The sequence below is a fragment of the Lactobacillus sp. YT155 genome (assembly GCF_030504545.1).
Taxonomy (GTDB): Bacteria; Bacillota; Bacilli; order Lactobacillales; family Lactobacillaceae; genus BQUT01.
Window position 1 is genome coordinate 338,580 of the sequence record NZ_JAUKWP010000001.1, and the last position, 25,647, is coordinate 364,226.

Below are 25,647 nucleotides of genomic sequence, written 5' to 3' on the forward strand. Positions count from 1 at the left end.
CCAATAAAGCACTTAAGTAATATACCACTATTTCTAACGACCTAAGTTAAACTTATACCGACCTACCCTCACGCTCTGCTATCAATCGTTTTAGTTCTTCAATATCTTCATCAGTGGCAAACTTCTTTATAAAGTTTCTTGCCGTTGACCGCTTAGCAATGTATGCCTTACGTTCCTTGTGTTCTTCATCCCACTTTTTATTAGCTCGTTTCTGGGCTTCAGTAACCATGGTATACATCCCCAATCTTTGTGTTTGATTTTTATTAATTTCATGATAATATTAAAAAAGAACGAGGTAGTAGGATACCTCGCCCAAACGGTTTGGTTATTCATATTCGTAAGCTAATTACTTAAATAAGTGATTGGCTTTTTTTATTATGTAATATGCTTTGGCAATTGATACTATCAACCCACCAAGACCTACCATAATAAACAAATACAATAACCTCTATTGAATTATTCACGTTCGCACCTCCCCAATTGGTTTGTGTAAAAGGTGGAACGTAATAACCAATACCCGCTATAATCTCCTAAGGGTAATTACTCCTTACTTGATTACATAAATTATGTATATACGTATTATCGTGTATGTGCAATAGTTTATTTAAAATATTTTCAAAAATTAGCCGAACTAAAGAGCTACTCTAATACAGCTAAATACTTTAATATCAGTCAACCTACCGTAACCTATGCCGTTAAACGGCTAGAAAATGAATTTAATACTCAATTAACTATCAAAGATACTAAGTCACACACGCTGACAATCTCAAAGACAGGCAATCAATTATTAATACATATTAATCGAATTTTATTTGAAGAAACTTTAGCTCGCAAAGAAATTCGAGATATCCAAAATCCTAAATTAAAAATTGGTTTTCCGCCTATTATTACTAATTACTTTTCTAAATACTTTAGTTACTTCAAAGATATTAATATACTTTCCACAATCGAGCCGATCACTTCCGAATCACAAATTCTTATGAAACAAATTATTAATGGAGATTTGGATGCTACGTTGGTAGGTACGGCCAATCTATTAAATAACTCTGATTTAGAAACTAAACTTTTACGCACGCATGAATTCAAAATTGTTAGTGCAAAAAATCGCGTTTTATCAAAAAATAGCTCATTATCTCTTTCAGATATAAGAAACGAATATATGATTGTTCTTGATGAAAACTCGGTTCATAATAAAATTTTGTCTAATCTTTATAGTTCAATGAATATTGATCCAAATATTCTCTTCAAAACTCCTGATTATAAACTAGCATTAGATTTGATTGCTCAAGATAAAGGAATTGGTTTCTTCACGGAAACGGCTCTATTAGAACCTGAAAAGTATAATATTTATAGCATCAACGAAGCTAAAGATATCAACTTTTATATTTATTTGGTATACAGAAAAGACAAGATATTAAATGATGATTTATCCAAATTAATTAGTACATTCGAAAAAAATAACTTATAATTTTGCAAAAAAGGTTTGACGAAAATTCGTCAAACCTTTTCTTTAGAATTATTTTTCACAAACTCACATAATTCCATATATGTTTTTTTAATAATCTTGCTTTTTTAAAAAATATTTTCTAATTCATCATTATCTAAAATATGAATTTTTAACTGATTGCGATTGATAACTTTTTTATTTTCTAGATCTTTAAATTTCCTTGATAATGTCTCAGGAGTTGTTCCAATATACCTAGCTAATTCCTTTAACTTGAAAGGTAATTCCACAACCTGACTATTTTGATCTACGCTTAAGTCAAGTATGTAGGTAGCCAATTTAGCTTCTACACTCTCTGAATTGAACAGTTCTACTTGCCGTTCTAGCTTCTCTAATTTAAAAGCAAAATCAGTCAGCAAATGTTGACTAATTTCTGGATAATCTATTAATAATTTTTGAAAACTGGATTTTGGTAAAGTACAAATAGTCGAATTTTTTAAAGCTGTAGCATAAAGATTTTTATTATTAATTCCATAAAGAACTCTTTCTCCTTCAAAATCCCCAGGCTGCATAATTCTTAATAATTGTTCTTTACCATTTTTATTTAATTGATATATTTTGATACTTCCAGCAGCCAAAATCACCAATTCATCTTGTGAATTAGGAGCAAAAACCATTTCGTTTTTTGCTATCTCTTTATGTCGTGTAATAGCTGATATTTTTAATAGATCATTCCGAGATAAGCGCTGAAAAATCGGTACTATTTCTGCACAAATATGTTGTTCCAAAATACTACCTCTTTTCTAAATTAATTTTCTTCATCACTTAGCTCAGTCTTTAATTCCATCATTGTAATATTTGCCTGGGCTTTCAACAGACGCAACTCGCGTTTACTATATTTTAGTAAGTCTACTAATGATGACTCTAAGTTTACTAAATCTTCAGTTTCTGCTAATTTAACAGCTCTTGTAATAAACATCATATTTGTCTGAATATCTTCAGCCAAAATTTTAAACATTTCTGAGTTGCTCATATACTTAATCTTACTATCTTCTTTTAGCATTGTATATTCAACAAATTCTTGTGAGGTGCTGGGAACTAATTCTAACTCATCTAACAATGTATCTCCCAATTGATCTTTGAACTTCACGATGTCATACAATAATTTTTGTAAATGTTCGGAGATACTTATTTTATTACTACCAACATAATACCATTTTATTTGCTGAACCTTTTGTTCAAAAATTTGTAAGTTAGCAACAATGTGTCCCGTCATAGCTCCAGCAGTTGGAGTTTTATGATCAATTTCTGATTGTTTTATTTCTTGTTGATAAAGTTGCTCAATATTCATCATTTGACTTTCACCTCTTTAACTTCATAACCAAGATTAGTAACTGTATCTATTAATTTTTCTTGATCGATTAGTGACTCATTAAAGTCTACTTTAACCTTACTGGCGTTAAATAATACTTTTGTAGTGTTGACACCCGATAAGTGTCCTACTCCAGCCTCTATTTTTTGTAAACATGATGGGCACGATAACTCGTCCAATTGCATAATTATTTTCATATTAATCTCCTTTTTTATTATCATAATTTCTTATTCAATAAAAATAATTGATTCAAATCAATTTTTGTAACTATATTTAATTAATCGCATACCATTTAAAATAACTATCAAAATACTTAGTTCATGAAATAGCATTCCACTAGCCATGTTAATTACCCCCAAAGCCAATCCTAGGAGTAATAGCGCAACGGTTCCAATCGCAATAAAAATATTCTCTTTTACATTAGCAAATGTTTTTTTACTCAATACATATGCGTAGACTAAATTCTCTAGACTAGAATTAGCTAATACAATATCTGATGTTTCAATTGCTACATCAGTCCCATTCCCCATCGCAATTCCAATATCAGCAGTTGCAATTGAAGGACTATCATTAATACCATCACCTACAAAAGCAACCTTACTGTCTTTTTGTAGATCTTTTACATATGTTACTTTTTGTTCCGGTAATAATTCTCCAATACTTTTATCAACTAATAGTTGTTTAGCAACATAATCTACCGCTATTTTATTATCACCGGAAAGAATAACTAAATTCTTAGCACCTAGTTTGCGTAATTCATTTAAAGAAGATTTAGCCGTAGGTTTCAATGTATCACTGATACCAATAATTGCTACTATTACACCCTCTTTAGCATACAAAATCGTTGAAGCTCCAGTATTTTGAATATCATACAAATCCATATACTGCGATGTTGTTAAAGTAATATTGTTTTTCAATAGTAACTTTTCATTTCCTAATAAAACATTTTTATGAACTAATCCTTGTCCTTTAACAGTTGCTACTTCTATTGCGTCATTACTTTTACCGAAATATTGAATCATTGCTTTTGCTAAAGGATGATCTGATTTTTGTTCCATGCTGGATATAAGTAGCTTATCTTCGTCAAGTATTGTTTGATACTGTTTCACAATGCTTACTCTCATCTCACCATTTGTTAAAGTGTTAGTTTTATCAAAAATAAAGGTTTTCACCTTGGCCATTTGATTTATTACATTACCACCCTGAAGTAGAATTCCTTTATTAGCACCATTGCCAATTCCAGCTACGATAGATACTGGAGCCCCTATTACTAACGCCCCAGGACATCCTAAAACTAAAATAGTAATTGCCAGTTTAATATTCTGTGTTATAGCAAATACTAATAATGAAATTAACAGGACAATAGGTGTATAAAATTTTGCAAACCTATCAATAAATTTTTCAGCCGGTGATTTTGTGTCCTGAGCTTCTTCAACCAATTCAATAATCTTGCCTAAGGTAGTTTCATCACCAATTCTAGTTACTGAAACTTCAATGCTGCCATTATCCACAATTGATCCGGCAAAAACATCCATACTGTGATTTACTGATATTAATTTTGATTCACCCGTGATTGCCGATTGATTAATATTGGCTCTTCCAGCAACTACCTTACCATCTGCAGGTATCTGTCCTCCGGTATTTATAACGACTACGTCATCTATTTCTAAATCATCAATAGGAATTTCTTGAATCTCACCTGAGTCTAATTTTTTATTAGCTTTTTTAGGAACCAATTCAACTAATTGACGAATTGAATTACGCGTCTTCTTTAAAGTTTTTTGTTCTAAAAAATTTCCAAATAAAAACAAAAAAGCTACGACAGCCGATTCTTCAAATTCTCCAATCAACAAACCACCAATAATCGCAATACTCACTAGTAGGTCAATGCTAATAACTTTAATTTTAATTGCTTCAATAGCTTTCACGAAGATAGGAATTCCACCAATTATTCCACCGATTAGAAACAAGTATTTTCCTGAATTAATGTTCAATAATTTCAAGCTAACAAAAGCTAAGATTATTAAAACACCTGTAATCATTGCAACTAAGTTATTATGCTTATTTATATATTTAATCATTTATCATCACCTCAGCCATTATTATTAACTATTTCAAAAATTTAATAATTGATTCAAATCAACTTATTTGACTAATTTCATAAAAACTTGCTAAGCTAGTCCTCTAATTAAATAAAGAAGGTTTATACTATGTCAGAAAATATGCAAGCTGTTGTCATTAATCAATATGGTGATGAAAACACCTGGAAATGGCGACACTAACAATACCGGAAATCGGACCTAAACAAGTACTTGTGGAGGTAAAAGCAACTTCTATCAATCCAATTGACTGGAAATTACGTGAAGGCTATTTAAAACAAATGTTTGATTGGCAATTTCCAATTGTTCTTGGTTGGGATGTCGCAGGTGTGATCATTAAAGTCGGTACAGAGGTTACTGATTGGAAGATCGGAGACGAGGTTTTTGCCAGACCAGATACTACTAGAAAAGGAACATATGCTCAATTTACTGCCGTAGATGATAATTTGTTAGCCCACAAGCCAAAGAATGTTTCATTTGAAGAAGCTGCTGCTGTTCCATTAGCTAGAGAAACAGCCTTTCAAGCTCTATTCACACATGGAAAATTACAATCTGGAGAAACTGTTTTGATTCAAGCAGGTTCTGGTGGCGTTGGTACTTACGCGATTCAATTAGCAAAATCTTTTGGTGCCAAAGTAATCATTACCACTAGTGAGAAACACTTTGATTTAGTAAAGGATTTAGGAGCAGATGAAATTATTGATTATCGCACTGAAAAAATAACAGATAAATTAAAAGATATTGATTTAGTCATTGATACACTAGGTGGTATCAATCAAGAAGAAGCCTTTTCAATTATGAATCCAAAAACAGGTCGTCAAATTTCAATTGTCGGTGAATCTGAAAATACTAAAGAAATTATCAAAGATACAAATTTACAATTTGAAAGTATTTGGCTACAACCAAATGGTGATAATTTACAAAAAATTGCTGACCTTATGACCCAAAATAAAGTTAAGTCGATTATCGATTCAGTACTACCTTTTTCAAAAGATAGTATTGTCAAAGCACATCAAATAAGTGCAACTAACCATTCAACAGGAAAAGTTGTAATCAAATTCTAAATGATCAAGCCTGAATATTAAGCAAAGAAAAAAACATTTCAAATTAAGATTTAATATTATTAAATAGTCTTAAATTGTATATTATTACTAAATTGGAGGTATATCATGACTATAAGTAACTATGATTTAGGTAATAAAATAGCTTCAATTAGGCTTAGTTTAGGTTTGTCTCAAGAACAGTTTGCTGAAAAAATTGGAGATATAACAAATAGTTCCACCATTACAAAGGGAACAGTAAACAACTGGGAACACGGGAGAAATAAGCCTAATAAATCAAGATTATTAGCAATTGCTCAAATCAGTAATAGAACTGTAGATAATCTTATAAATGATGAATACGATTTTAAAAGCTGGGAAGACGCAACTGGATACACTGAGGAACATATAAAAGAAGAAATTAAAAAAAGCTCGCGTATAAATAAAAATGATGACCCACAAACACAGATTAGCCAAGCAGTTAATAACATTGAAGGCCGTGGGCAAACTGATGTAGGAGCCATTAACTCAGTAGAGACCGCCTTACGCTCCATTGAAAATATTTTGAATGACTACTATATCGATCCAAAGAAAAAAGAAAAATTTATAGACAATAGTTCAGGTCTTAAATTAATGAAACCACATTCTTTGGAATCAGTGGCTTATGACGATATGACACCGCAAGCGTATGAAGATATTGTAGATATTCTAAATAATGCTAGATATGCAGTAGATAAATTAAAATATAAGTATCATAGATAATTTTTAAAACAACAAAAACGTTTATTTTATGTAGTGGTTTCAAACCACCTCTTGACGTACCTTATAGATACCTCACTAACGAAGTCGTTTAAACCGACCTCGTACTAAGCTACCCTTAAGCCAGGTTAAAGCCAGGTTTAAATATAATTATTATTCACATCCCACTACCTGCCTGCACGACGGTAAAGGATGAATAAAATGGATAATAGAATAAAAAAGTACACAAAAAAAGACGGTACAACCGCCTATATGTTTAATATGTATCTAGGAATAAATGAACAAACTGGTAAAAGTAAAAGAACCACCCGCCGTGGTTTTAATACAGTTAAATCAGCAACAGAAGAACTAAAAAAATTAGATTATCAAGCAAGTAAAGGGATGTTAGATAACAAGCCCGATAAAGCTAATATAACATTTAAAGAAGTTTATGAGGAATGGTACCAGGGGTACATTAATACTGTTCGTGAAAGTACATACAATAGAACACAAGGGATGTTTAACAATCACATTTTACCCGCATTAGGTAAATACCGTGTTAGAACTATCTCAATAGCTCAATGTCAAACATCCCTGAACAAGTGGTACAAAAAAACCACTAGAAATTACAAACGGTGGTTCAATTATGTACAGGCTGTTTTTGATTATGCTATTAAGCAAGGATATATAAAAGATAATCCCGCTAAAATGGTTGTTATGCCGAAGAAACATGAACAGAGTGGTAAGCAATTACCAAACTTTTGGGATAAGGGACAGTTAAAAACTTTCTTTAGTTTTATCGATCCACAAAGTGAACTAGAAAAATATACCTTGTTCCGCCTATTAGCCTTTACAGGTATCAGACGTGGGGAATGCTTAGCTTTAACCTGGAGTGATTTAAATTTAAATGATAATATCCTAGATATTAATAAAACACTCACTCAAGGTCTTAAAGGCAAGCAGATTGTTCAAGCTACCAAGACTAAAAAAGGTACTCGTAAACTCTCATTAGATAGTACCACCGTTAGTTATTTAAAACGTTGGAAATTAGAACAACGACGCATTTACTTAATGCTTGGGTTCAATGTTAACAGTGATGATCAATTAATATTTGCAACAACTAAGAATACTTTTAAATCACTCAATACACCAAGCAAGTGGTTAAAGCCTATTATTAATAAATCACAATTACCACCAATAACAATACATGGTTTTAGACATTCTCACGCCTCCGCCCTATTTTCAGCAGGAGCAAGTATCAAAGAAGTACAAGAACGATTAGGACATGAAGACGCACAAACCATATTGAATATTTATACTCATGTTACAGAAAAACAAGATAAAGAAGCAGTGAATAAGCTGGTTAATTTTCTAGATTTTTAGACTAATGGTATTCAAAATGGTATTCAATTACAAAATATAATTAAATAAACTTTTATAAACATTGATTTAATAGCATTTATAAAAATATAGGCTCAAACCCCTGACCACCCATATAAGTACTTTTGAAGGTTGTTATATCATGCTAAAGCATTGATATGATGGCCTTTTTGTTTTTCTCAACTTTGAGAAATTTGATTAATTTTGATACTAGGGATAGTCATTCGTGGAACTACAACCCACTATGAACTAGTAAGTAATGAAGTTGTCAAAAGTATAGCTTCCATTGAACAAGCAGTAGAAATAAGGATAGTAATGCTGCCCAAGGATTGCTAGAAATGATGTCACTTATTGAATTAATAAAATAAGTTAAAAAAGGAGAACCCTTTTTTTAGGTTCTCCTTTTTTATTAATATTAAATGTCAAAATACAAATCTTCGCCATTCGAACTAATTACTTGTTTGTACCATTCAAATGAATCTTTCCTAATTCTATTATTTGTCCCATTTCCATCATTATCACGATCTACATAAATAAATCCGTATCTTTTAGACATTTCACCAGTAGAATTTGCAATGATATCAATTGGACCCCACATAGTATATCCTAAGCATTCAACACCATCTCTAATCGCTAGTCCCATCTGTTCAATATGTTCGCTCATATATCTAATTCGGTAATTATCATGGACATGACCATCTTCTGTTAATACATCGTGTTCACCAAGTCCGTTTTCTACAATCATTATAGGTTTTTGGAAACGATCATAGATATCATTCATTAGATATCTTAATCCGACCGGGTCAATTGCCCATCCCCATGAACTTGATTCAAGATATGGATTATTAACAGTATTTTCTGCATCCCAAGTAACTGTTCCACCATCATTATTAGATGTTGCCGGAGAAAAGTTACCCGCTGTTTTTCTAGCTTTAATTCGAGAGTCTGTAGAAACATCACTTGAAGAATAATAACTAAATGAAACAAAGTCAACAGTTCCTTTTTTCAACGCTTCAAGATCACCGTCTTCAATTTGTATTTCAATATTGTTTTCTTCAAATAATCGTTTAGCGTATAAAGGATAGTATCCTCTTGCTTGTACATCTGGGAAGAAATACGATTTTCTAGTTGTTTCTTGTGCTTCCAATGCGTCATTGGGGTATGGGGTATTTGGATAATTTACAACTCCAGCTATCATACTTCCGATCATAAAGTTAGGATTAATTTCATGCCCTAAAGTTACTGCTTTAGCCGAAGCAACCAGTTGATTGTGTGCTGCTTGATATCTTGCTTCTAAGGGATTTTCACATTTAGAAATGTCGATTCCACCTGCAAATAATGGATAATTAAGTAGTGCGTTAATTTCATTAAATGTGATCCAGTATTTAATCTGGTCTTTGTAACGGAGGAATAGAGTTTTACTTAACTTCAAGAATTCATCCATCATTCTTCGATCAATCCACCCATTAAACGCTTTAGTTGCCCACAAAGGAGTATCGAAGTGATCAATAGTCATAATAATTTCCATGCCTAATTCACGTGCATAGCTGATTACTTTATCATAGTACTTTAGGCCTTCTTCATTTGCTTCCTCCATTCCCAGTTCAGGGAAAACTCTTGGCCATGAAACTGACATTCTATAGACACTGAATCCCATCTCAGCAAATAAATCTAAATCTTCTTTCCAATGGTTATATCCATCAATTCCTTGACGAGCTGGGTAAAAACCATAATCTTTTTTTGCTGCTTCTAAAGGATGGTCAAGCGCCCATTTTCTACCGTTTCCTGCTAATGGTAAAATATCTGAAGCCGATAAACTTTTATTTGCTTGATTATAGGCTCCCTCATATTGATCTGCGGCAGTTGCACCACCCCATAAAAAGTCTTTTGGAAAATTATTCATAACTTTATCTCCTTATTTCTGTTTTTTATTTTTTACTTACTGATAAAGCGTTAGTATCAAGATCATCTAGGTTAGTTTTAATTTGATACTCTGAACTATTAGTAATGATCATCATTACAGTGGCGTCATAACCTTCTTCTTCAATAGCTGCATGATTAAATTCAATTAATTTTTGCCCTTGTATCACTTCATCGCCTTTTTTTACAAGACTATTAAAATAGGCACCTTTAAGATTCACAGTATCAATACCAATATGAATTAGCACTTGCGAACCCATCTTATCTGTAATTCCAATTGCGTGATTAGTATCAAAAGTTACAGTAACTTTACCATCAATTGGAGCTACTATTTCATCCGAGGCTGGTTTAATTGCAATTCCTTGCCCCATTTCACCAGATGAAAAAACCGGATCGTTAACTTTTTTCAAATCAATTTTCTCACCTTCAACAGGAATTATATAAGCTTCAGTATCTATTGAAGCTACCTCACCATCTTTAACTCCATTTAACCCAAATAAATAAGTCAGAATAGCTGCTCCGAAGAAACTAATAACTAATGCAATAACTTCCCAAACAAAACCTTTGCCCAAATATGTGGGAATTGAAAGAATACTTGGAAAAGCAAACGCATGCGCTTGAACACCTGATAATCCAATAATTATTCCACTTATTGCACTAACTGAAATTGCAATATAAAATGGTTTCTTATATTTTAAAGTTACTCCATAAAGCGCTGGTTCTGTAATTCCAAATATTCCGGCAATACTTGCTGCTCCTGAGACTTGTTTCATTTGCTTATTTCTAGTTTTTAAAAAGACACCTAGAGCTGATCCTGCTTGTGACAAAACTGCAGCACATGCAATTGGGAAAATTGGATCTTGCCCTAAGTTTGAAATATTACTCATAATCAATGGCAAAATCATCCAATGAAATCCAAACATTACAATTACTTGCCAAAGTCCACCAATGACTAACCCTGCAACAACAGGAGCATTATTATAGACAGCCATAATTGAGTCTGCTAACGCATTTGAAATTGTTGAACCAACTGGTCCTACAATAATTAAAGTCAGAGGCACCATAATTATTAATTCTAAAAGAGCAACAAAAACATACTTTAGACTATTAGGAATTATTTTTTTCAATAATGGTTCTAGGTAGCTCAGAATCCAAATTGTAAGAATAATAGGAATAACTGATGAAGTATATGACATTGGTACGACAGGAATTCCAAAAAAACTCAAGGTTGTATTATCAGTAGCTAACTGAGTGATTTGTGGATAAACTAATGCTCCAGCGATTGTCATACTTACAAAACGATCAACTTTCAACTGTTTAGCAGCATTATAAGCGATGAATATAGGTAGAAAATAAAATAATGCATCACTAGCTGCATTCAATATGATATAAGCACCATCTTTAGAACTCATCCAACCAACTGTCGTCGAAAGTGCTAAAATTCCTTTTAAAACTCCTGCACCACAAATTGCATCAAGAAATGGCATGAACAAACTGGAAATAAATGAAATAAAATTATTTAAAATACCTAGTAATCCTTTTTGCTTATTTCCAGTTTCATCTAGTTCTTCAGTCTTAACATTTGACTTTTTCATTTCATTCAAATTAATAAGTGCATTATAAACATCAGCAACTTGTGTCCCTATAACCACTTGCCATTGTTCTTGACCGAAAACAACTTGAATAATACCATCTAGTTTTTCTAAAGACGCTTTATTAACTTTTTCGTTATCAACAACATTAAATCTCAAACGTGTTGCACAATGCCACACTTTTTTAATATTATTAGAACCACCCATATCATTTAAAATACGAGCTGATAAATCTGTATAATTCATGCGAAATCTCCTTTTACCTTTAACATCAACTTAAGCGCTTTCAATTTTTGGTACAATCTTATCCTAATTTGTGGGAACATTCCCATGTCAAGCAAAAAAATAAAAAAGTTACTAATTGTTTTAGCAACTTTTTTAACACGTATTTCTAATGATTATTTTAGGTACAATTTTATACTCATGAAATTCCGTTTGTTCTAGTTCTGAAAGAATTTTATTGATACTGTTCCTTACCTGTAAAGATAGAAATGTATCAATTGTCGATAACTCATTAAATCTGCCAAAATCACTATTATCAAAACCAAAAACTTTAATATCTTCTGGTACTTTATAATTGTTTTCTCTTAAATATGAAATAAATTCCGATGCAACATAATCTGAATATACAACAATCACCTGAGGTTTTTTTGACAACTTCATATATTTTTGTGCCGCATCTCTACCTGCATTTGTCTGCTCAGGATAAAAAACCTTCCATGAATCTATTTTTTCCCATCCTGCTTTAAACTCATTTAAAGCTCTCAATCGAGCTTTCGTATTGTTTTTAAGTTGATCATTTAAAATATGACCAACACTGACATCTCCATATGTATCAGTTACATATTTTAATATTTTACAATACAGTGGATAGTGATCAACATAAGAAGAATAAACATATCTACTATTAATACGGCGCCATGTTGAAATCGGACCGTATTCAGAAAACTTCTTTATTGTATGCCAATTATTTCTATTGTCCGCAAAAAATAATCCATCTAATGTATGATACTTGAACGCATTTAATATTTCTAATTCGTCTTCCTTTGTTTTTGTAAAATAAATATTAATTTTGTAACCTTTTTTATCAAGCATGTGAGTGACATAATTCATCAAATCTCCAACTGCAGGATAATAGGTTTTAGCAATAAACCCAATAGTTTTAGTACTTTGTTGTCTGAGTTGTCTTGCCAAGATAGAAGGAACATATCCTAAATCATCAGCAGCCTGAAGTATTTTTTGTCTACTGGTATCAGAAACATATCCTTTGCCACTAAACACGCGAGAAACTGTAGATTTTGATACTCCAGCAGCTTCTGCTACATCAAAAATATTTGTCATAAGAAAACTCCTTTAAAAGTTCAACAAAATAAAAATAATCGACAGAATATAGATTATCAATAACCAGTTCCACGCACTTGGTGGCGCAATTCCTAACCCTAAGGTCATAACCATTCCCAACATTGAAAAAATATTCAACATTTTCTTTTTCGTCTCTGGATAATCTGCAAGTGCACCCAGAACTGGTGCCAAAATTGATACCAATAAAGTTCCAATACTGTTGGCGTATCCCCAATATGCTGTTGCATTAGCTGGTGACACCCCGCTGTTTTGAGCGACCGATTTGAAGTAAACTGGCAAGACTGCCGTCGTCACAATTATTCCGTAACCTGAGTTGGCCCAATCATAAAAAATCCAACTCCATTGTTGCTTATTAAATTTCATCTGTCACTCCTTTAAAAATTCCATCCAAATATTTTCCAGCTAATGGATTGTCAAACTGTAATCCTAATAATCTAGCAAATGTTGGTGCTTCATCAACCAAATTTGCAGAGTCAATTGTTTCACCCGCTTTAACTGCTGGTCCATTAAAAACAATTGTCGTCTGATAATCCGGTTTTGTCGGATCATATCCATGAACTCCATGATAGCGGTCAGGTTCGCCCAAAGTTGCTGGATCGACCTCTTCCACTATTTGGGGACGATTACTTTCATCAGTGAAATAATAACCTTCCTTAGCTTCAACCATCAAAGTACAATCAGCATCAGCCCCACGTTCACTAGCTTCCTGACCTGAAATTACTGTCTCAATACCTTCAACACTACTTACTAATTCGCGCAAACGTAGATTATCGGTAAAATTCTTTGTATAGATATAACTAGAGCCATCGGTTGTCTTAGCCAACACTGACCAATCATCTTCAATTGTCTGGTCTGGTCGTTTGGTTAACCAGCCTTCTTGGGCAAACAAAGTATTTAAGTGAATCATTTTATCAACGTTGATTTGATAATGATCGCCAAGTATTACAAAATTGGTATCGGCAAAAGTTCCTGCTTGCTTAGTTGCTTCAATTATTTCGCCAACTCGTTGGTCCAATCGATGCAAGGCTGCCATAGCTTCTGGCGAGCGAACACCATAGCGATGACGCATACTGTCCATGTCTACCAAGTGAATCATTGTTAAGTTAGGTTGCTGATTAGTTAAAGTATCCACCGCCGAAGCAGTAATAAAGTCATCGAGTTGCGGCTGCTTAATTCCATTACGTAGATGTCCGTATTTGTGATTCATCTTTAATAGAAATAAAGGCGAACTAGCTTTCAACGAAACCAAAACTTGATTTGTCCAAATGCGATTAGGAAAAATTTCGGCTAAATTGTAAGTAATTTTGCTACCAGCAGTTACTGGCCACAAAAAAGCTGCCGTCGTCATCTGTTTCTGGTGCGCTAAGTCATAAAGTGTTGGTGACTTAACATCTTTTTGATACCAATACCAATCTGGAGAATTACGTTTAGGCTGAATCTTAGTATTATTAATAATTCCGTGAACATTAGGATACTGCCCGGTGATAATTGTTGTGTGTGACGGATAAGTCAAAGTCGGATAAATTCCAGTGACGGATTTCACCCATGTTCCACCAGCAATTAACGAATTTAAAATTGGCAATTCTTCACGATGTTCACGCAAATCACGAAATCCTAGCGAATCTAAGGAAATAATGACTAAATGTTGATTAGCTTCCATAGAAGTTGTCCTCTATTATTTATTAATAAACATTATTATAACTTACATTAATAATAGATGTCAGTATTGGAGCTGATATAATGTAGGCGAAGGAAGTGATATTTATGGGCTCAAGAATTATGCACTACGCAATAGCCACAATCATAAATAATAACTATCAATTAGGTAATGACTTTTTGATCGGAAGCATCGTTCCCGATTCAAACAAAAATTCAAACACTCCTAAAGAACTGACTCATTTCATGAAGAAACGACCAGACGGTGAACATGATATGTTTCCTGAGAAATTCTTGGAGGAATATCAAGACAACTTAGATCCATTTAAACAAGGATATTATCTTCATTTGATTTCAGATGATATCTGGCTAAAAACAATTTTTAAGGACTACATTCTCGAACATAATCATTACGATAAATCGACAGCACTACAGCTCTTATACGCAGACTATCATTACTTTAACCAAGTTTTGATTAAAAAATACCAATTATCACAATTAACAATAGGAAACTTCACAACATCGGGAGTTAAAGAAATAGCAGATGAAGATGTTCCCGAAATTATCAACGATTTAAATGCTGACTTTCAAGATTATTCTGACAAAAAAAGTCCAGGCTTATTAAGCTTGGACTGCATTGATGAATATATAAATGAATGTGTTGAACAGTTTGAAAAAATGCAACACTCTTAGCGTTATCGTTCCCGTCATAGTCATATTTTTAGTAAGTCTTTTCCAAATATTCTATTAATTCTTCAACTCTTTTTTGATCCATATCATATTGCAAGAAGAATACGCAGAACCAAGCTACTATGATTGGGAGCGAGTAACCAATTCCATTTGAAGTAAGGAAAAAAACTGAAAACAATATTGGCATAATATAGTAGACTTTTTGCCATTTCTTAAGGTTGCCTATATTTCGTTTTGTACGTTCAATGTACTGTTTGATTTCTTCTTTAGAAGGGTTAATTATTTCATATTTTAAATTCTTTCCTGGTTTGAGCAGCTTGACACATCCCCAAGCTAACAACATTCCAAAAAGATTCATGAGAATAGTATAAGTGAGAGTGTTCCCGGTAATTATGAAACGGTTCAAATAATCTATTGTCATTATCAACACAAAAATTATCACACCTAGAATTACTAGATTAGGTTTTCCATTAATTTCTTTCAAAAATTGGTCTTTCTCAATGTCATAATAAAAGCCCGATTTGTTTTTATCTTTTCTGTCTTGAAACAAGAAGATGAATTTCTCATTTTTTGATTTATGCATATTCAACAGCTCCCTTCGCTGATTAACGTTTCTCTTCGACCAACAATAATGATGGTTCAAACTCCACGCCTTCTTTTTCTACCCCACTTACTCCAATTCAATAAATTAGTCATAAACCTTTCCCCCAATACTTAGTGAATCTAGAGACATAGATTCCATAATTGGCATATGCTCTTTATCCAAGTCCATCTGTATTGTCCAACCAGAATTGTTATGATTATTGAATTTTCCAAACACACGAATAGCCTCTCCACTACCTTGAGGAAGACCATTTCCAATAGTTCCTGTATTTGTTTGACTCCAATCGATTGAAACGCTAGTAACTCGAGGATTCTGTTCTTTAATATAATCCACTATTTCCTTTTCATGTTTCTTCAAATAATTAATTTGTCTCTCTCGTAATTCTTGTTTTTGCCTATCCATATGAACTTTCACACCTATTCCTACTCCAGCAATCAAGACAAAAACCATTGCCACGCTTAGGGCAATTAAAGTAACCCTTTTATTCTTCATCATCTTCTCCTCAGTCATCAATTTCTAAATAAGATTCTTCATTCCACTTCCAAACGCCCTCATTCATTATTAAATAAACATAAATAAAAAATAATGCCGCAACAGTAACTACCAAATCATAACTGAATGCGAATTTCATAGTTATAGCAATTACAGCAAATATGAGCTCGGATAGAAATATAAAAAAGTACTTCATCATATCGCCAAAAGAGAATTTTATTTTTGCTTTTATCATTTTCTTCTCATCAAAATAGCTACTGTCTATCTTTTTTCTTTTTATAGAATAAATTCTAATTAATATCACACCAATAATTCCTATGAAAAAAATCAGATTTTCTAATAGTTGATTGTTTAATCGAACTAGATTTGACATTTTTAATAAAAATGGACCCACAATAAAACTCAATCCACTTCCTAATATTGCAACATCCCCTGGTGACATCTTCTCTTCAACTCCTGGTCCGGAAAGCTCGTTCCATTGTTTAGGAGTTATCTCATAACATTTATGTCTAATAATCCATGTTAGAAATGGAAACAATTGAACCAAAAAGATTGGCGCATCGGTATCAATCAAATAGTGCTTATCGGCTGTATTCAAAATTATGTAACGTCTATTACCAGTTAACGGTTCTGATTCAATTTTCGTTTTAGTCATATTCTCTTAACCTGCTAATACATCGCTTTCTGATACAGCTCCCAAAGAATCTTTAGCTGTGTCCAACTGGGTTTGAATCTTTGCATTTTGTTTCTCTATTCTGTCTTTTAGATCAACATATTATTCATCACTTTTCTTTATCGATATTAACAATGGTGGTTCAAATTCGATTTTCTCTATCTCTCCAATTTTAGTGATGTTATAAAGACTTCCTAAAGTATTAGGTAAAATTAAACGTTTTGTTTTCATGTCACCAATTGACCCATAAAACCGATCAAAATAAAGTGGAATTGAATAGATAATAGTAGGAATTCCTGTATTATAAATTCCCACCGATGCAATAAAAACACCTAAAATCCAAATCATTCTTTTCGTGTTACTTTTAATTTTCAAGATATGATCAACTTTAAATTCACCAACAACAGATGATTTTTTCTTATCTCCTTTAATTGAAATGAATCTAAACCCCATGCCAATACTGATTGCTAATATCCAGGCTACTAGATAACCATACCAACCTATATTTAAGAAAACATAATTCTGAATCAATTTAAATGGAACAATTAAGAGCACATATCCTAAGATAATAAATGCATCTCTAGTATTTGTCGAAATCGCTTCTTCCTCCAACTGTAATTCATTCAACTTTTTCTTATCTAATTTCATTCCATATCTTGTATTAATCGATAATAATAAATTGTAATAAAATCCATACCAAGGAATTAAAGCCGAAGTTAAATAGTAGTCATCTTGCTGGCTCTTAATGACTACAAAATTCTTAATATCTTTTATTTTAAATATTTGGGCTCTTTGCTTTTTTTCTTCTTGATAATTGTAATTATTATCTGTAAGCATCTGTTTTACCTTTTAAGTTTCTCAACTGACAATAATAAAGGTGGTTCAAATTCTACCTCTACTTTTTCTCCCCACCTACTCCAATTTAGAAAACTAATATTAACTCCTGGCCCAATCATTTTAATTGTCTTCATATCACCAACTGATCCATAAAAATTAGATAAGAAAACAATGACTGAAGCAACTATGGTTACTGACCCAGGAGATCTACTTAATTCGGCTAGAACTGGAATAATAGGTATTAAAATTAAATTTTTCATTTTTGAAAAAAGATTATTACTTTTTATTTTTAAGATATTGTCAGGAGAAAAATCTCTAAGTATATTGTTCTTTTTCCTATCATTAATCAATGAATATCGATTAATTACTATGCCAATTATTAAACCGATAAGGATCGATTCTAAATAGCCGTATTTGTATAGTTGGTATATGCCAAAAGACATAAACAATGCCAGTATCCAATAACCAGCAATTTTAAAATCTTGATTGCTATTAGTATGGTCAGTGTCTATTAACTCAAGTTCATTTACTTGCTCATTCTTCAACTTCATAGCTCGCCTTTTATTTACTGGCAACAAAAAATTATAAAATCCATACCAAGGAATTAAAGCCGAAGTTAAATAATAGTCATCTTGCTGGCTCTTAATGACTACAAAATTCTTAATGCCTTTTATTTTAAATATTTGGGCTTGGTACTTTTTCTCATCTATATCGTCTGTAAACATCTGTTTTACCTTTTAATTTTCTCAACTGACAATAATTCTGATGTTTCAAAATCTAATTTTTCACTCTTGCCCCATTTTCTAACTCTATTTAATCCTCCATATACATTAGGGCCAATTTCATGGATTGTTTTCATCTCCCCTAATGTCCCATAAAATAAATAGAAAAATATTATCTCTTGAGCAATTGTTGTTGAAAGCCCATTTTTAAATCCTGCCAAAGTACACAAGGGATATACAGTTAAAAAAACGAGCGGTAAGAAACAATTTCTAAACCATTTATTGCTCCTTACCTTTAATTTATATGTATACGTTATAGTGAAATATAGTGAAGTAAATTTCCTTGTTTCTCTCAAAGTTAAAAGCCAATCAATTACAATTCCCAGTACTATTCCTATCAAAATAGCTGCCAAATAGCTATATCCACGAAACATTTCTTTAATTAAAACATCAAGAATTTGTAGAAATATAAACGAAATTCCAAACAATCCAAGCAAAGCAAAATCCTTATTATTACTTGTGTAATCAGTATCAATCAATTCCAGCTTGCTCAATTCCTCTTCTTTTAATTTCATGGCATATCGTTTATTCACTGGCAATAAGAAGTTATAAATCCCATACCAAGGAATATGCACCGAAGTTAAATAATAGTCACCTTTTTCAGTTTTCAATACATTAAACCGTTTGATATTTTTAATTTTAAGAACTTGTAATTCATTTTGTTTTTCAAATTCATCCCTAAACATGTCTATTTCCCAAATTCTTTAAAGTTATAAACTATTTTAATTTTGTTCAAATCTGAACTTCCATTCCTTAATTTTTCTAAATTATAACCGCCTGCAAATCTTGGCATTTTTTCGTTTAAATACATTTGATATCTAATAGTAATTGTTTTTTTATTATTGATTACACACGGAATATCTAACATTCCTGTTGGTGCTATAGAATATTCTTCAAACTGCACCGCCTCTATTCCTTTATATCTTTTGGCCAAATCTGCAACTATTTCATCTTCAATTATTTTTAATTCTTTTTCTTTTTGTTCTTGTTGAGCTTCGTTATGTTTATGAATTATATATCCCGCTCCAGTTCCACCTATCAGCAGTAATGAAACAACAAAGACTATTATTTGTGTTCTTTTCTTCATTTTTCATCCTTCACTATGGTTGTTTTGCTCCAACGTAGCTTGCTAATATATGATAGTTTTCATCTAGGAAGTATGTTTGTTTGTAACTTCCTTTTTTCCCATTCTTCAAGGTCACAGTGACAGTCGTTTTTACTTTTGTTAACTGACGTTTGTTGTCAAATTCGACTGAATCAACTTTTTCAATCATGCGCTTATCTTCGTTAATTTTGCCACCGGCTTCTTTTTCTTCAGCTTGAGTAATTTTCTTTTGTGCCTTATCGAATTCTTTTTGATTTGTGTAATTACCTTTGGCATCAGTAACTGGTATTAAGTTCTTAACTAACTTACCATCAGCATAGTTTTTAGCACGATAACTTAACAAGACCTGATGTGACATTAACCATGGCTCTGTTTGATTCTTCCCAACAATCTGTTGACCAATTTTATGTTGCTCAATAGCATCATCCATACTTACTTTTTTTGTATGGATATCATATTGAATATCATTTATTCCCTGAAGGCCTTTTTGAATCTTGTCTTGGCTCAAGTTACCCTTCATCTTAGCGAAAGTTTTTCCATAATAAATATCAGTAATATTGAAGTCCTTATCTAAGTACATTACTATAGGCATCTTTTGCCCACCGTGATCCATCGGAATCCAAGTGGTTTCTCCAGTTGCCTCAACTCGATAAATTTTGCGGATTTTATTATATTCAACTTTTTTAGTAGAAATATCGACCAGCATAATACTATTTGTATCAGATGAACCAACTTCTTTAATTAAATCTTGATAGAAATCAAAGGCGGAATTAGTACCGACGAAGTCTTCGTCTTCTTTTTGATAACCGTATACATCAGAATAAAATTTGTTACCAATATAACTATTAATTTTTGTACCATCTAATGAAAGCTTTTTCCCTCTCATTGTTGCTATATATAATCCATATTGATCATTAATTTTTTCAGCTTTGTAAGCACCTGGTTTATACCCAACTCCCAGTTCTGAGCCTTCTTTCATCGGACCCATGCCAAACATTGAACGAACGTCATCATGAATTATTTTGGCATCCTTGCCAGTTACTTTCTCAAATTTTAGTGTTGCTTGCTTATTAGCGTGATTATTCTGATTAGCGACTATTCCCCAAATAATTCCAATCACCACAATTATTGCTGCACCAATTCCCATATACTTCATTATTTTATTTTTCATCATCTTCTCCTCAGTTATCAATTTCTAAATAGGCTTCATAACAGTTCCAAAACTATTCCCTCATGATTTTATTCCTTTTAATCTTTATAGTTTTCGAGAGTTTGACCGGTCATAGTAAACTCTACAGTCTCAAGATTAGGTAACTCGTCATTATCATTAACATCCATCATTAGCGAGAATTCATTATCATCAACACCTTTAATGGTGTTGACTCTTCCAGTAACGGAGAGACTATTTCTATTGAAAGCTCCACCCACAGGTTGAATGTCAACTGAATTCCAATCAAATTTAACACTAGTAACTTTGGGTCTTTCATATTTAATATATTGAATTAGTTCTTGTTCGTGCTCTTTCAAAAATTTTATCTGCTTTTCTTCTAGCTTTTTATCCTCGGTTTTTTCATGTTTTAGTTGATTATTCATATGAATTTTCACACCTATTCCTACTCCAGCAATCAATACAAAAACCATTGCCATGCTTAGGACAATTAAAGTAACTCTTTTATTTTTCATCATCTTCTTCTCAGTTATCAATTTCTAAATATGTTTCATTCAAATTCCACTTCCAAAGTTCTTCATTAATCATGCTGTAAATAAAAAGTCCGACTAGTGAAAGAGATGTAGTAACAAGACTATCTTTAGCATATACATAATTTATATAAAGTATCCCCAGAACAGCTACTACTATCAGAATATATTTTGCAATTACACTCCATGTATCAACAGATGCGAATTTAATCTTTGCAATCAATACTTTATTCTCATCAAAATAGCTATCACTTACTTTGTTTCTATGTATCAAAAAATAGCGAACTATTACCAATCCAACTATTCCTGAAAAAAAGATAATATACCAACTCTTAATTTTAAAAACATTTGTATATTGAATTAAACGTGGCGTAATAAAAAAGTTCGCCCCGATAGCAAGCATTCCAGTTTCCCAAGGAGTCCAATTTCTACTTTGCCCAACTCGAGGCCCTGATAACTCATTCCACTGTTCTGTTGTTATTTCATAACACTTATGGCGAACAATCCATACTAGAAACGGGAATAGTTGAATCAAAAATGGAGGCATATTAACATCAACCAAATAGTGTTTGTCCGCTGTATTAAGAATTATGTAACGTCTATTGCCTGTTAATGGCTCTGATTGCACTTCAATTTTACTCATTTTGAACACCTTCCATCAGTCATCAATTTCTAAATATGTTTCTTCACTCCACTTCCAAGTCCAGAAATGTTCATTCATTATACTGTAAATATAAATCCAGACTAATGTTAAAACTGTTAAGAGAATACTACCTTTAACATCGGCAATTTTTCCTGCTATCACTAATGAAATAACGAGTGTTATAAAGATAAATCTAAAAAGAGACTTCGTGAAATCGGTAGATGAATATCGAATTTTTGCATAAACCATCTTCTTCTCATTCAAGTAACTATCATCGAGTTTATTTTTGTGAATTGAATAGTAACGAAGAATTACTAATCCAATAATTCCACAAACAAAAGCAACAAATTGAGATACCCGGCCATTAATGTTGAATCCATCAAAATATCGAACTATAAACTGTGATGGAAAAATAAACATTGCAGCGGCAGTGTATGTAATTGTTTCTCCTGTCGTCCATTGTCGATTCTGACTAGTTAAAGGTCCAGAAAGTTCGTTCCATTGTTTCGGTGTAATTTCATAACATCTATGTTTGATGAATAATATTAGAAATGGAAATAACTGAAGCAAAAAGTATGGTCTATTAACGTCAACTAAATAGTGTTTATTTGCTGTGTTCAAAATCATGTAGCGTTTATTACCAGTTAATGGCTCTGATTGCACTTCAATTTCCGTCATTGTTAGTTATCTCCTTTCTATCATCATTTTCTTTGTAATAATCAATCACCATATAATTGCTTTAAGTACTTATCTTTTTTGGCAACGCCATCGTCTGTTATTTCGCCTCCATACTGTACTCCACGAACCATTCCTTTATAAAGGAAGAAGCGAACATAATTTGCTCCTAAGTTTTTGCCCTCATACTCTATATAACTATCATAATAAATATCAGATTTTGCATTTTCTATGCTTTTAAAGTACTTTTTCATGCTACTGTGATCAGCCTTTTCTGTTTCAAAATAATTTGTATTTTGTTCCAACATATAATTGACTCCACCTTCGTATCCATTCCAATATTCAAAAACTTCATTAACCTTCTTAATATTTCTATTCGTTTTTTTTGGTTTCCCATATCTATTTTCAATATCTTTTTTTGTGGTCTCACCAAAAATTACTTTGTCATGAATATCAGTAACTGTTAATCTGTCACTTTTTGATGTGAAAAATAAGAAATATCCTGTCATTATTAGAATAATTACTACAATACTTGTTACGATTATTTTTACTTTCTTTGTCATGATTAGCCCTCATAAGGTAGGATTTTTTTCAAATACTTATCTTTTTTAGCTGCATTTTCATTAACGATTTTATTCCCAAACTGAATATCGTAAACCCTATCTTTCCAGAAAAAGAATCTAACATAGTTAACTCCTAAGTTTTTACCAGAATATTCTAAATAATAATCATAATTACGAGTGTCCTTTAGTGGTGCCTTCTTATCGTACCTCATCTCATTCCAATAATTATCTAAGTTATCGTTAATAGTTCCTTCTAACCCATCACTGTAATAATATTTTTTATTAACATCATGAATATTAGTATTTCTCTTTTTTGGTTTTCCATACAACTGCTTCAAATTTTTTTCACTTGTTTTACTGAGGATTACATTACTTTGAATATTAGTGAGAGTTAAATTATCACTCTTCTTTGGAAAGAAGATGATACATCCCACTATCAGAATGATTACTAAAATACTTATTATGGTTATTTTTGTTTTCTTCGTCATGATTAATCACCATATATTTGTTTCAAATATTTGTCTCTTTTTGCAGCACTTTCGTTTGTTATCTTATTTCCAAATTGAATATCGTAAACTCTATCTTTCCAGAAAAAGAATCTAACATAGTTAACTCCTAAGTTCTTTCCACTACACTGTACATAAAACTCATATCCGTTAACATTCTTTTTGGGAAAATTTTTGTCAAACTTAAGTGACTCCCAATAGCCTAAGTCGTCAAGTTGATCATTAAGTGTTCCTTCACCGGAATCACCGTTCCAATAGTCCCTGATTTCAGAAACTTCCTTTTTATTTGTATTAATTTTACTTGGTTTTCCATACCTTTCTTCCAAGTCTTTTTTAGTAGTCTTTCCCAGCACGACATGATTGTGAATATCAGTAACTGTCAGTCTGTCACTTTTCTTTGGAAAGAAAATGATACACCCTACTATTAGGATAATTACTAAAATACTTGCTATGATTACTTTCGTTTTCTTCGTCATAAATTGTTCTCTCTATTTTTCATCTGCTAGATTGCTAGCTATCATTTATCTCATACAAGATCTGATTACTGTAAGTACGAATAACAAGGAGAAAAGAAGTGCAAAGACTTTTCCTCTTCGGTATGACTCAGCTTCAAAATCTCCCTTAACGATTTTTTTACTATAGATAGGCACACCAATTTTTGAATTTTTAAACATCGGTGTTTCGCTGTCATAACCACCAATTACGGTTTTATCTTTTATTATCTTAACAAGTTCCCTATCTTCGTCACTTTCGTAACCACTAAAAAGAACTTCGGCTATCTCTTCATCATCGAAGAAAGTTAACTCTTCGCCATCAACATATCCTTTAGGAAAACTAATTCCACTATAATGCTTGAATCTATCTCTAGAAGTCACATTTCTTTGAGCAATCATTATCAATTCGTTATTTTCTCTTAATTTCACTACAGTTCCTACTGGATAATAATTGTTTTTGGTTGTAGTTTCTATTGCAATTGACTGTTCGTCTTCTTGATAACCGATTTTAAGAACTTCATTAATTCGATCTTCGTTAAAATAAATGAAGTCGCTATCGATGATTCCCTGTGGATATCTAACTGCTCCATATTGAGAGGTTCTTCCATTTCTTCTTTCAATCATATGACTGATAATGACAACTTCATCATTATCGTCACCAATTTTCATAACAGTTCCAATTGGATATAATTCGTTATTTTTCATGATTAAATCCACCTTTTCCAACAGCTTTATTAGCAAACCATCGCGTAATGTAATTTGGTAAATAAGCAGCAGCTAAAAAATTCAAAATAATTATGATAACTAATGGTATTCGTACCATGGCAAGCACAGAAGGTTGGTCAATGCTCCTTATCACTAAAAGTTCTGCAAATACTGCCCATGCCAATCCCCATGTTAAGTTAGTCTCATACAGAGATACACTCACAGTCTGTCTAGTAAAATAATTGAATTTTATAACATCGAGATTGGTATTTTCTTTCTTAGCTTTTTTAGCAGCTTTAAAGTTCAATACTGCTTGATATAACCCAAATATTATTAAAATAATTGAAGCAACTATCAAACCCCATCCCTGTTCAAACAACCTCAAATCCCCAACAAATAAAAGCATTGCTCCAACAACTGCGGCAAAAAATGGAATCAATCCTAACATAACAATTTTATTGGTCTTTGAATTTTTAAAACTTCGATTTTCTCTATCTTCATTTATATAGTTATCAATTTTTTTAATTGACATAATTCCTATTACTATAAAAATAATCCCTATAATATAATTCACTTT

29 protein-coding genes and 3 pseudogenes are annotated in these 25,647 nt (G+C 32.1%); 6 read left to right on the forward strand and 26 right to left on the reverse strand.

Annotated features, from left to right (window positions below):
- Positions 1-52: 52 nt before the first annotated feature.
- Complete coding sequence (locus Q2T76_RS01840; RefSeq protein ID WP_302083576.1) at positions 53-238, reverse strand: hypothetical protein; 186 nt, start codon at positions 236-238, stop codon at positions 53-55.
- Positions 239-595: 357 nt separating this feature from the next.
- Here Q2T76_RS01840 and Q2T76_RS01845 point away from each other — a divergent pair, with 357 nt between their 5' ends.
- Positions 596-1,468 (forward strand): LysR substrate-binding domain-containing protein, encoded by an 873-nt coding sequence (locus Q2T76_RS01845; protein ID WP_367881608.1) that lies wholly within the window; start codon positions 596-598, stop codon positions 1,466-1,468.
- Positions 1,469-1,572: 104 nt separating this feature from the next.
- On the opposite strand, the gene Q2T76_RS01850 is transcribed toward Q2T76_RS01845, so the two are convergent.
- From Q2T76_RS01850 to Q2T76_RS01865, 4 genes are read right to left on the reverse strand one after another with little or no spacing between them, the layout of a single operon-like run.
- Positions 1,573-2,232 (reverse strand): Crp/Fnr family transcriptional regulator, encoded by a 660-nt coding sequence (locus Q2T76_RS01850; RefSeq protein WP_302083577.1) that lies wholly within the window; start codon positions 2,230-2,232, stop codon positions 1,573-1,575.
- Positions 2,233-2,252: 20 nt separating this feature from the next.
- Positions 2,253-2,798, reverse strand: a complete 546-nt coding sequence (locus tag Q2T76_RS01855; RefSeq protein ID WP_302083579.1) for a DNA starvation/stationary phase protection protein — start codon at positions 2,796-2,798, stop codon at positions 2,253-2,255.
- Complete coding sequence (locus Q2T76_RS01860; protein ID WP_302083581.1) at positions 2,795-3,013, reverse strand: heavy-metal-associated domain-containing protein; 219 nt, start codon at positions 3,011-3,013, stop codon at positions 2,795-2,797. The genes Q2T76_RS01855 and Q2T76_RS01860 overlap by 4 nt, the downstream gene beginning before the upstream one ends.
- Positions 3,014-3,070: 57 nt before the next feature.
- Positions 3,071-4,897 (reverse strand): heavy metal translocating P-type ATPase, encoded by a 1,827-nt coding sequence (locus Q2T76_RS01865; RefSeq protein WP_302083583.1) that lies wholly within the window; start codon positions 4,895-4,897, stop codon positions 3,071-3,073.
- Positions 4,898-5,038: 141 nt separating this feature from the next.
- On the opposite strand from Q2T76_RS01865, the pseudogene Q2T76_RS01870 reads away from it, so the two are divergent.
- From Q2T76_RS01870 to Q2T76_RS01885, 4 genes and pseudogenes are all read left to right on the forward strand, one after another.
- A pseudogene (locus tag Q2T76_RS01870) lies at positions 5,039-5,979 on the forward strand (NADP-dependent oxidoreductase).
- A gap of 105 nt (positions 5,980-6,084) precedes the next feature.
- Positions 6,085-6,717 carry a helix-turn-helix domain-containing protein gene (locus Q2T76_RS01875; RefSeq protein ID WP_302083584.1) on the forward strand — a complete coding sequence of 211 codons (633 nt, stop codon included), beginning with the start codon at positions 6,085-6,087 and terminating at the stop codon, positions 6,715-6,717.
- A 198-nt stretch (positions 6,718-6,915) separates the two neighbouring features.
- Positions 6,916-8,076 carry a tyrosine-type recombinase/integrase gene (locus Q2T76_RS01880; protein WP_302083586.1) on the forward strand — a complete coding sequence of 387 codons (1,161 nt, stop codon included), beginning with the start codon at positions 6,916-6,918 and terminating at the stop codon, positions 8,074-8,076.
- 198 nt (positions 8,077-8,274) lie between these two features.
- Positions 8,275-8,441, forward strand: a pseudogene (locus tag Q2T76_RS01885) (6,7-dimethyl-8-ribityllumazine synthase); the annotation flags it as partial.
- Between the two features lie 47 nt (positions 8,442-8,488).
- On the opposite strand, the gene Q2T76_RS01890 reads toward Q2T76_RS01885, so the two are convergent.
- The 5 genes and pseudogenes from Q2T76_RS01890 to Q2T76_RS01910 form a co-directional block, all read right to left on the reverse strand.
- Complete coding sequence (locus Q2T76_RS01890; RefSeq protein ID WP_302083587.1) at positions 8,489-9,976, reverse strand: family 1 glycosylhydrolase; 1,488 nt, start codon at positions 9,974-9,976, stop codon at positions 8,489-8,491.
- 25 nt (positions 9,977-10,001) lie between these two features.
- Entirely contained in the window at positions 10,002-11,831 is a 1,830-nt protein-coding gene (locus Q2T76_RS01895) for a beta-glucoside-specific PTS transporter subunit IIABC (protein ID WP_302083589.1), read from the reverse strand.
- 132 nt (positions 11,832-11,963) lie between these two features.
- The gene (locus tag Q2T76_RS01900) at positions 11,964-12,926 is read right to left on the reverse strand and encodes a LacI family DNA-binding transcriptional regulator (protein ID WP_302083591.1); all 963 of its coding nucleotides are present in this window, start codon (positions 12,924-12,926) and stop codon (positions 11,964-11,966) included.
- A gap of 33 nt (positions 12,927-12,959) precedes the next feature.
- A pseudogene (locus tag Q2T76_RS01905) lies at positions 12,960-13,310 on the reverse strand (MFS transporter); the annotation flags it as partial.
- Positions 13,300-14,607, reverse strand: a complete 1,308-nt coding sequence (locus Q2T76_RS01910; protein WP_302083592.1) for an alkaline phosphatase family protein — start codon at positions 14,605-14,607, stop codon at positions 13,300-13,302. The pseudogene Q2T76_RS01905 and the gene Q2T76_RS01910, both read right to left, overlap by 11 nt.
- A gap of 104 nt (positions 14,608-14,711) precedes the next feature.
- On the opposite strand from Q2T76_RS01910, the gene Q2T76_RS01915 reads away from it, so the two are divergent.
- Positions 14,712-15,296 (forward strand): hypothetical protein, encoded by a 585-nt coding sequence (locus tag Q2T76_RS01915; protein ID WP_302083594.1) that lies wholly within the window; start codon positions 14,712-14,714, stop codon positions 15,294-15,296.
- Positions 15,297-15,324: 28 nt separating this feature from the next.
- Here Q2T76_RS01915 and Q2T76_RS01920 read toward each other — a convergent pair whose 3' ends face one another.
- From Q2T76_RS01920 to Q2T76_RS01995, 16 genes are all read right to left on the reverse strand, one after another.
- Entirely contained in the window at positions 15,325-15,876 is a 552-nt protein-coding gene (locus tag Q2T76_RS01920) for a hypothetical protein (RefSeq protein WP_302083595.1), read from the reverse strand.
- 105 nt (positions 15,877-15,981) lie between these two features.
- A complete protein-coding gene (locus Q2T76_RS01925; protein ID WP_302083597.1) occupies positions 15,982-16,389 on the reverse strand; it encodes a hypothetical protein in 408 nt (135 codons plus the stop codon).
- Positions 16,390-16,399: 10 nt separating this feature from the next.
- Positions 16,400-17,044, reverse strand: coding sequence for a DUF443 family protein (locus Q2T76_RS01930; RefSeq protein WP_302083599.1), 645 nt, complete (start codon positions 17,042-17,044; stop codon positions 16,400-16,402).
- 120 nt (positions 17,045-17,164) lie between these two features.
- Positions 17,165-17,899, reverse strand: coding sequence for a hypothetical protein (locus tag Q2T76_RS01935; RefSeq protein ID WP_302083600.1), 735 nt, complete (start codon positions 17,897-17,899; stop codon positions 17,165-17,167).
- 5 nt (positions 17,900-17,904) lie between these two features.
- Entirely contained in the window at positions 17,905-18,624 is a 720-nt protein-coding gene (locus Q2T76_RS01940; RefSeq protein ID WP_302083602.1) for a hypothetical protein, read from the reverse strand.
- A gap of 5 nt (positions 18,625-18,629) precedes the next feature.
- Complete coding sequence (locus Q2T76_RS01945) at positions 18,630-19,367, reverse strand: hypothetical protein (RefSeq protein ID WP_302083603.1); 738 nt, start codon at positions 19,365-19,367, stop codon at positions 18,630-18,632.
- 2 nt (positions 19,368-19,369) lie between these two features.
- Positions 19,370-19,768 (reverse strand): hypothetical protein, encoded by a 399-nt coding sequence (locus Q2T76_RS01950; RefSeq protein ID WP_302083605.1) that lies wholly within the window; start codon positions 19,766-19,768, stop codon positions 19,370-19,372.
- Between the two features lie 13 nt (positions 19,769-19,781).
- On the reverse strand, positions 19,782-20,957 hold the full coding sequence (locus tag Q2T76_RS01955; RefSeq protein WP_302083606.1) for a hypothetical protein: 1,176 nt from the start codon (positions 20,955-20,957) through the stop codon (positions 19,782-19,784).
- A gap of 77 nt (positions 20,958-21,034) precedes the next feature.
- Positions 21,035-21,469, reverse strand: a complete 435-nt coding sequence (locus tag Q2T76_RS01960) for a hypothetical protein (protein WP_302083608.1) — start codon at positions 21,467-21,469, stop codon at positions 21,035-21,037.
- A 10-nt stretch (positions 21,470-21,479) separates the two neighbouring features.
- Positions 21,480-22,127, reverse strand: a complete 648-nt coding sequence (locus Q2T76_RS01965; RefSeq protein WP_302083609.1) for a DUF443 family protein — start codon at positions 22,125-22,127, stop codon at positions 21,480-21,482.
- A gap of 15 nt (positions 22,128-22,142) precedes the next feature.
- Positions 22,143-22,805: a DUF443 family protein gene (locus tag Q2T76_RS01970; RefSeq protein WP_302083610.1), complete on the reverse strand. Its 663-nt coding sequence runs from the start codon at positions 22,803-22,805 to the stop codon at positions 22,143-22,145.
- 41 nt (positions 22,806-22,846) lie between these two features.
- Entirely contained in the window at positions 22,847-23,365 is a 519-nt protein-coding gene (locus tag Q2T76_RS01975; RefSeq protein ID WP_302083612.1) for a hypothetical protein, read from the reverse strand.
- A 2-nt stretch (positions 23,366-23,367) separates the two neighbouring features.
- Positions 23,368-23,853, reverse strand: coding sequence for a hypothetical protein (locus tag Q2T76_RS01980; RefSeq protein WP_302083614.1), 486 nt, complete (start codon positions 23,851-23,853; stop codon positions 23,368-23,370).
- A gap of 2 nt (positions 23,854-23,855) precedes the next feature.
- Complete coding sequence (locus tag Q2T76_RS01985; protein WP_302083615.1) at positions 23,856-24,347, reverse strand: hypothetical protein; 492 nt, start codon at positions 24,345-24,347, stop codon at positions 23,856-23,858.
- A 45-nt stretch (positions 24,348-24,392) separates the two neighbouring features.
- The gene (locus tag Q2T76_RS01990; RefSeq protein WP_302083617.1) at positions 24,393-25,070 is read right to left on the reverse strand and encodes a DUF4176 domain-containing protein; all 678 of its coding nucleotides are present in this window, start codon (positions 25,068-25,070) and stop codon (positions 24,393-24,395) included.
- Positions 25,060-25,644, reverse strand: coding sequence for a hypothetical protein (locus Q2T76_RS01995; RefSeq protein WP_302083619.1), 585 nt, complete (start codon positions 25,642-25,644; stop codon positions 25,060-25,062). Before Q2T76_RS01995 ends, Q2T76_RS01990 begins: the two co-directional genes overlap by 11 nt.
- Positions 25,645-25,647 lie beyond the last annotated feature (3 nt).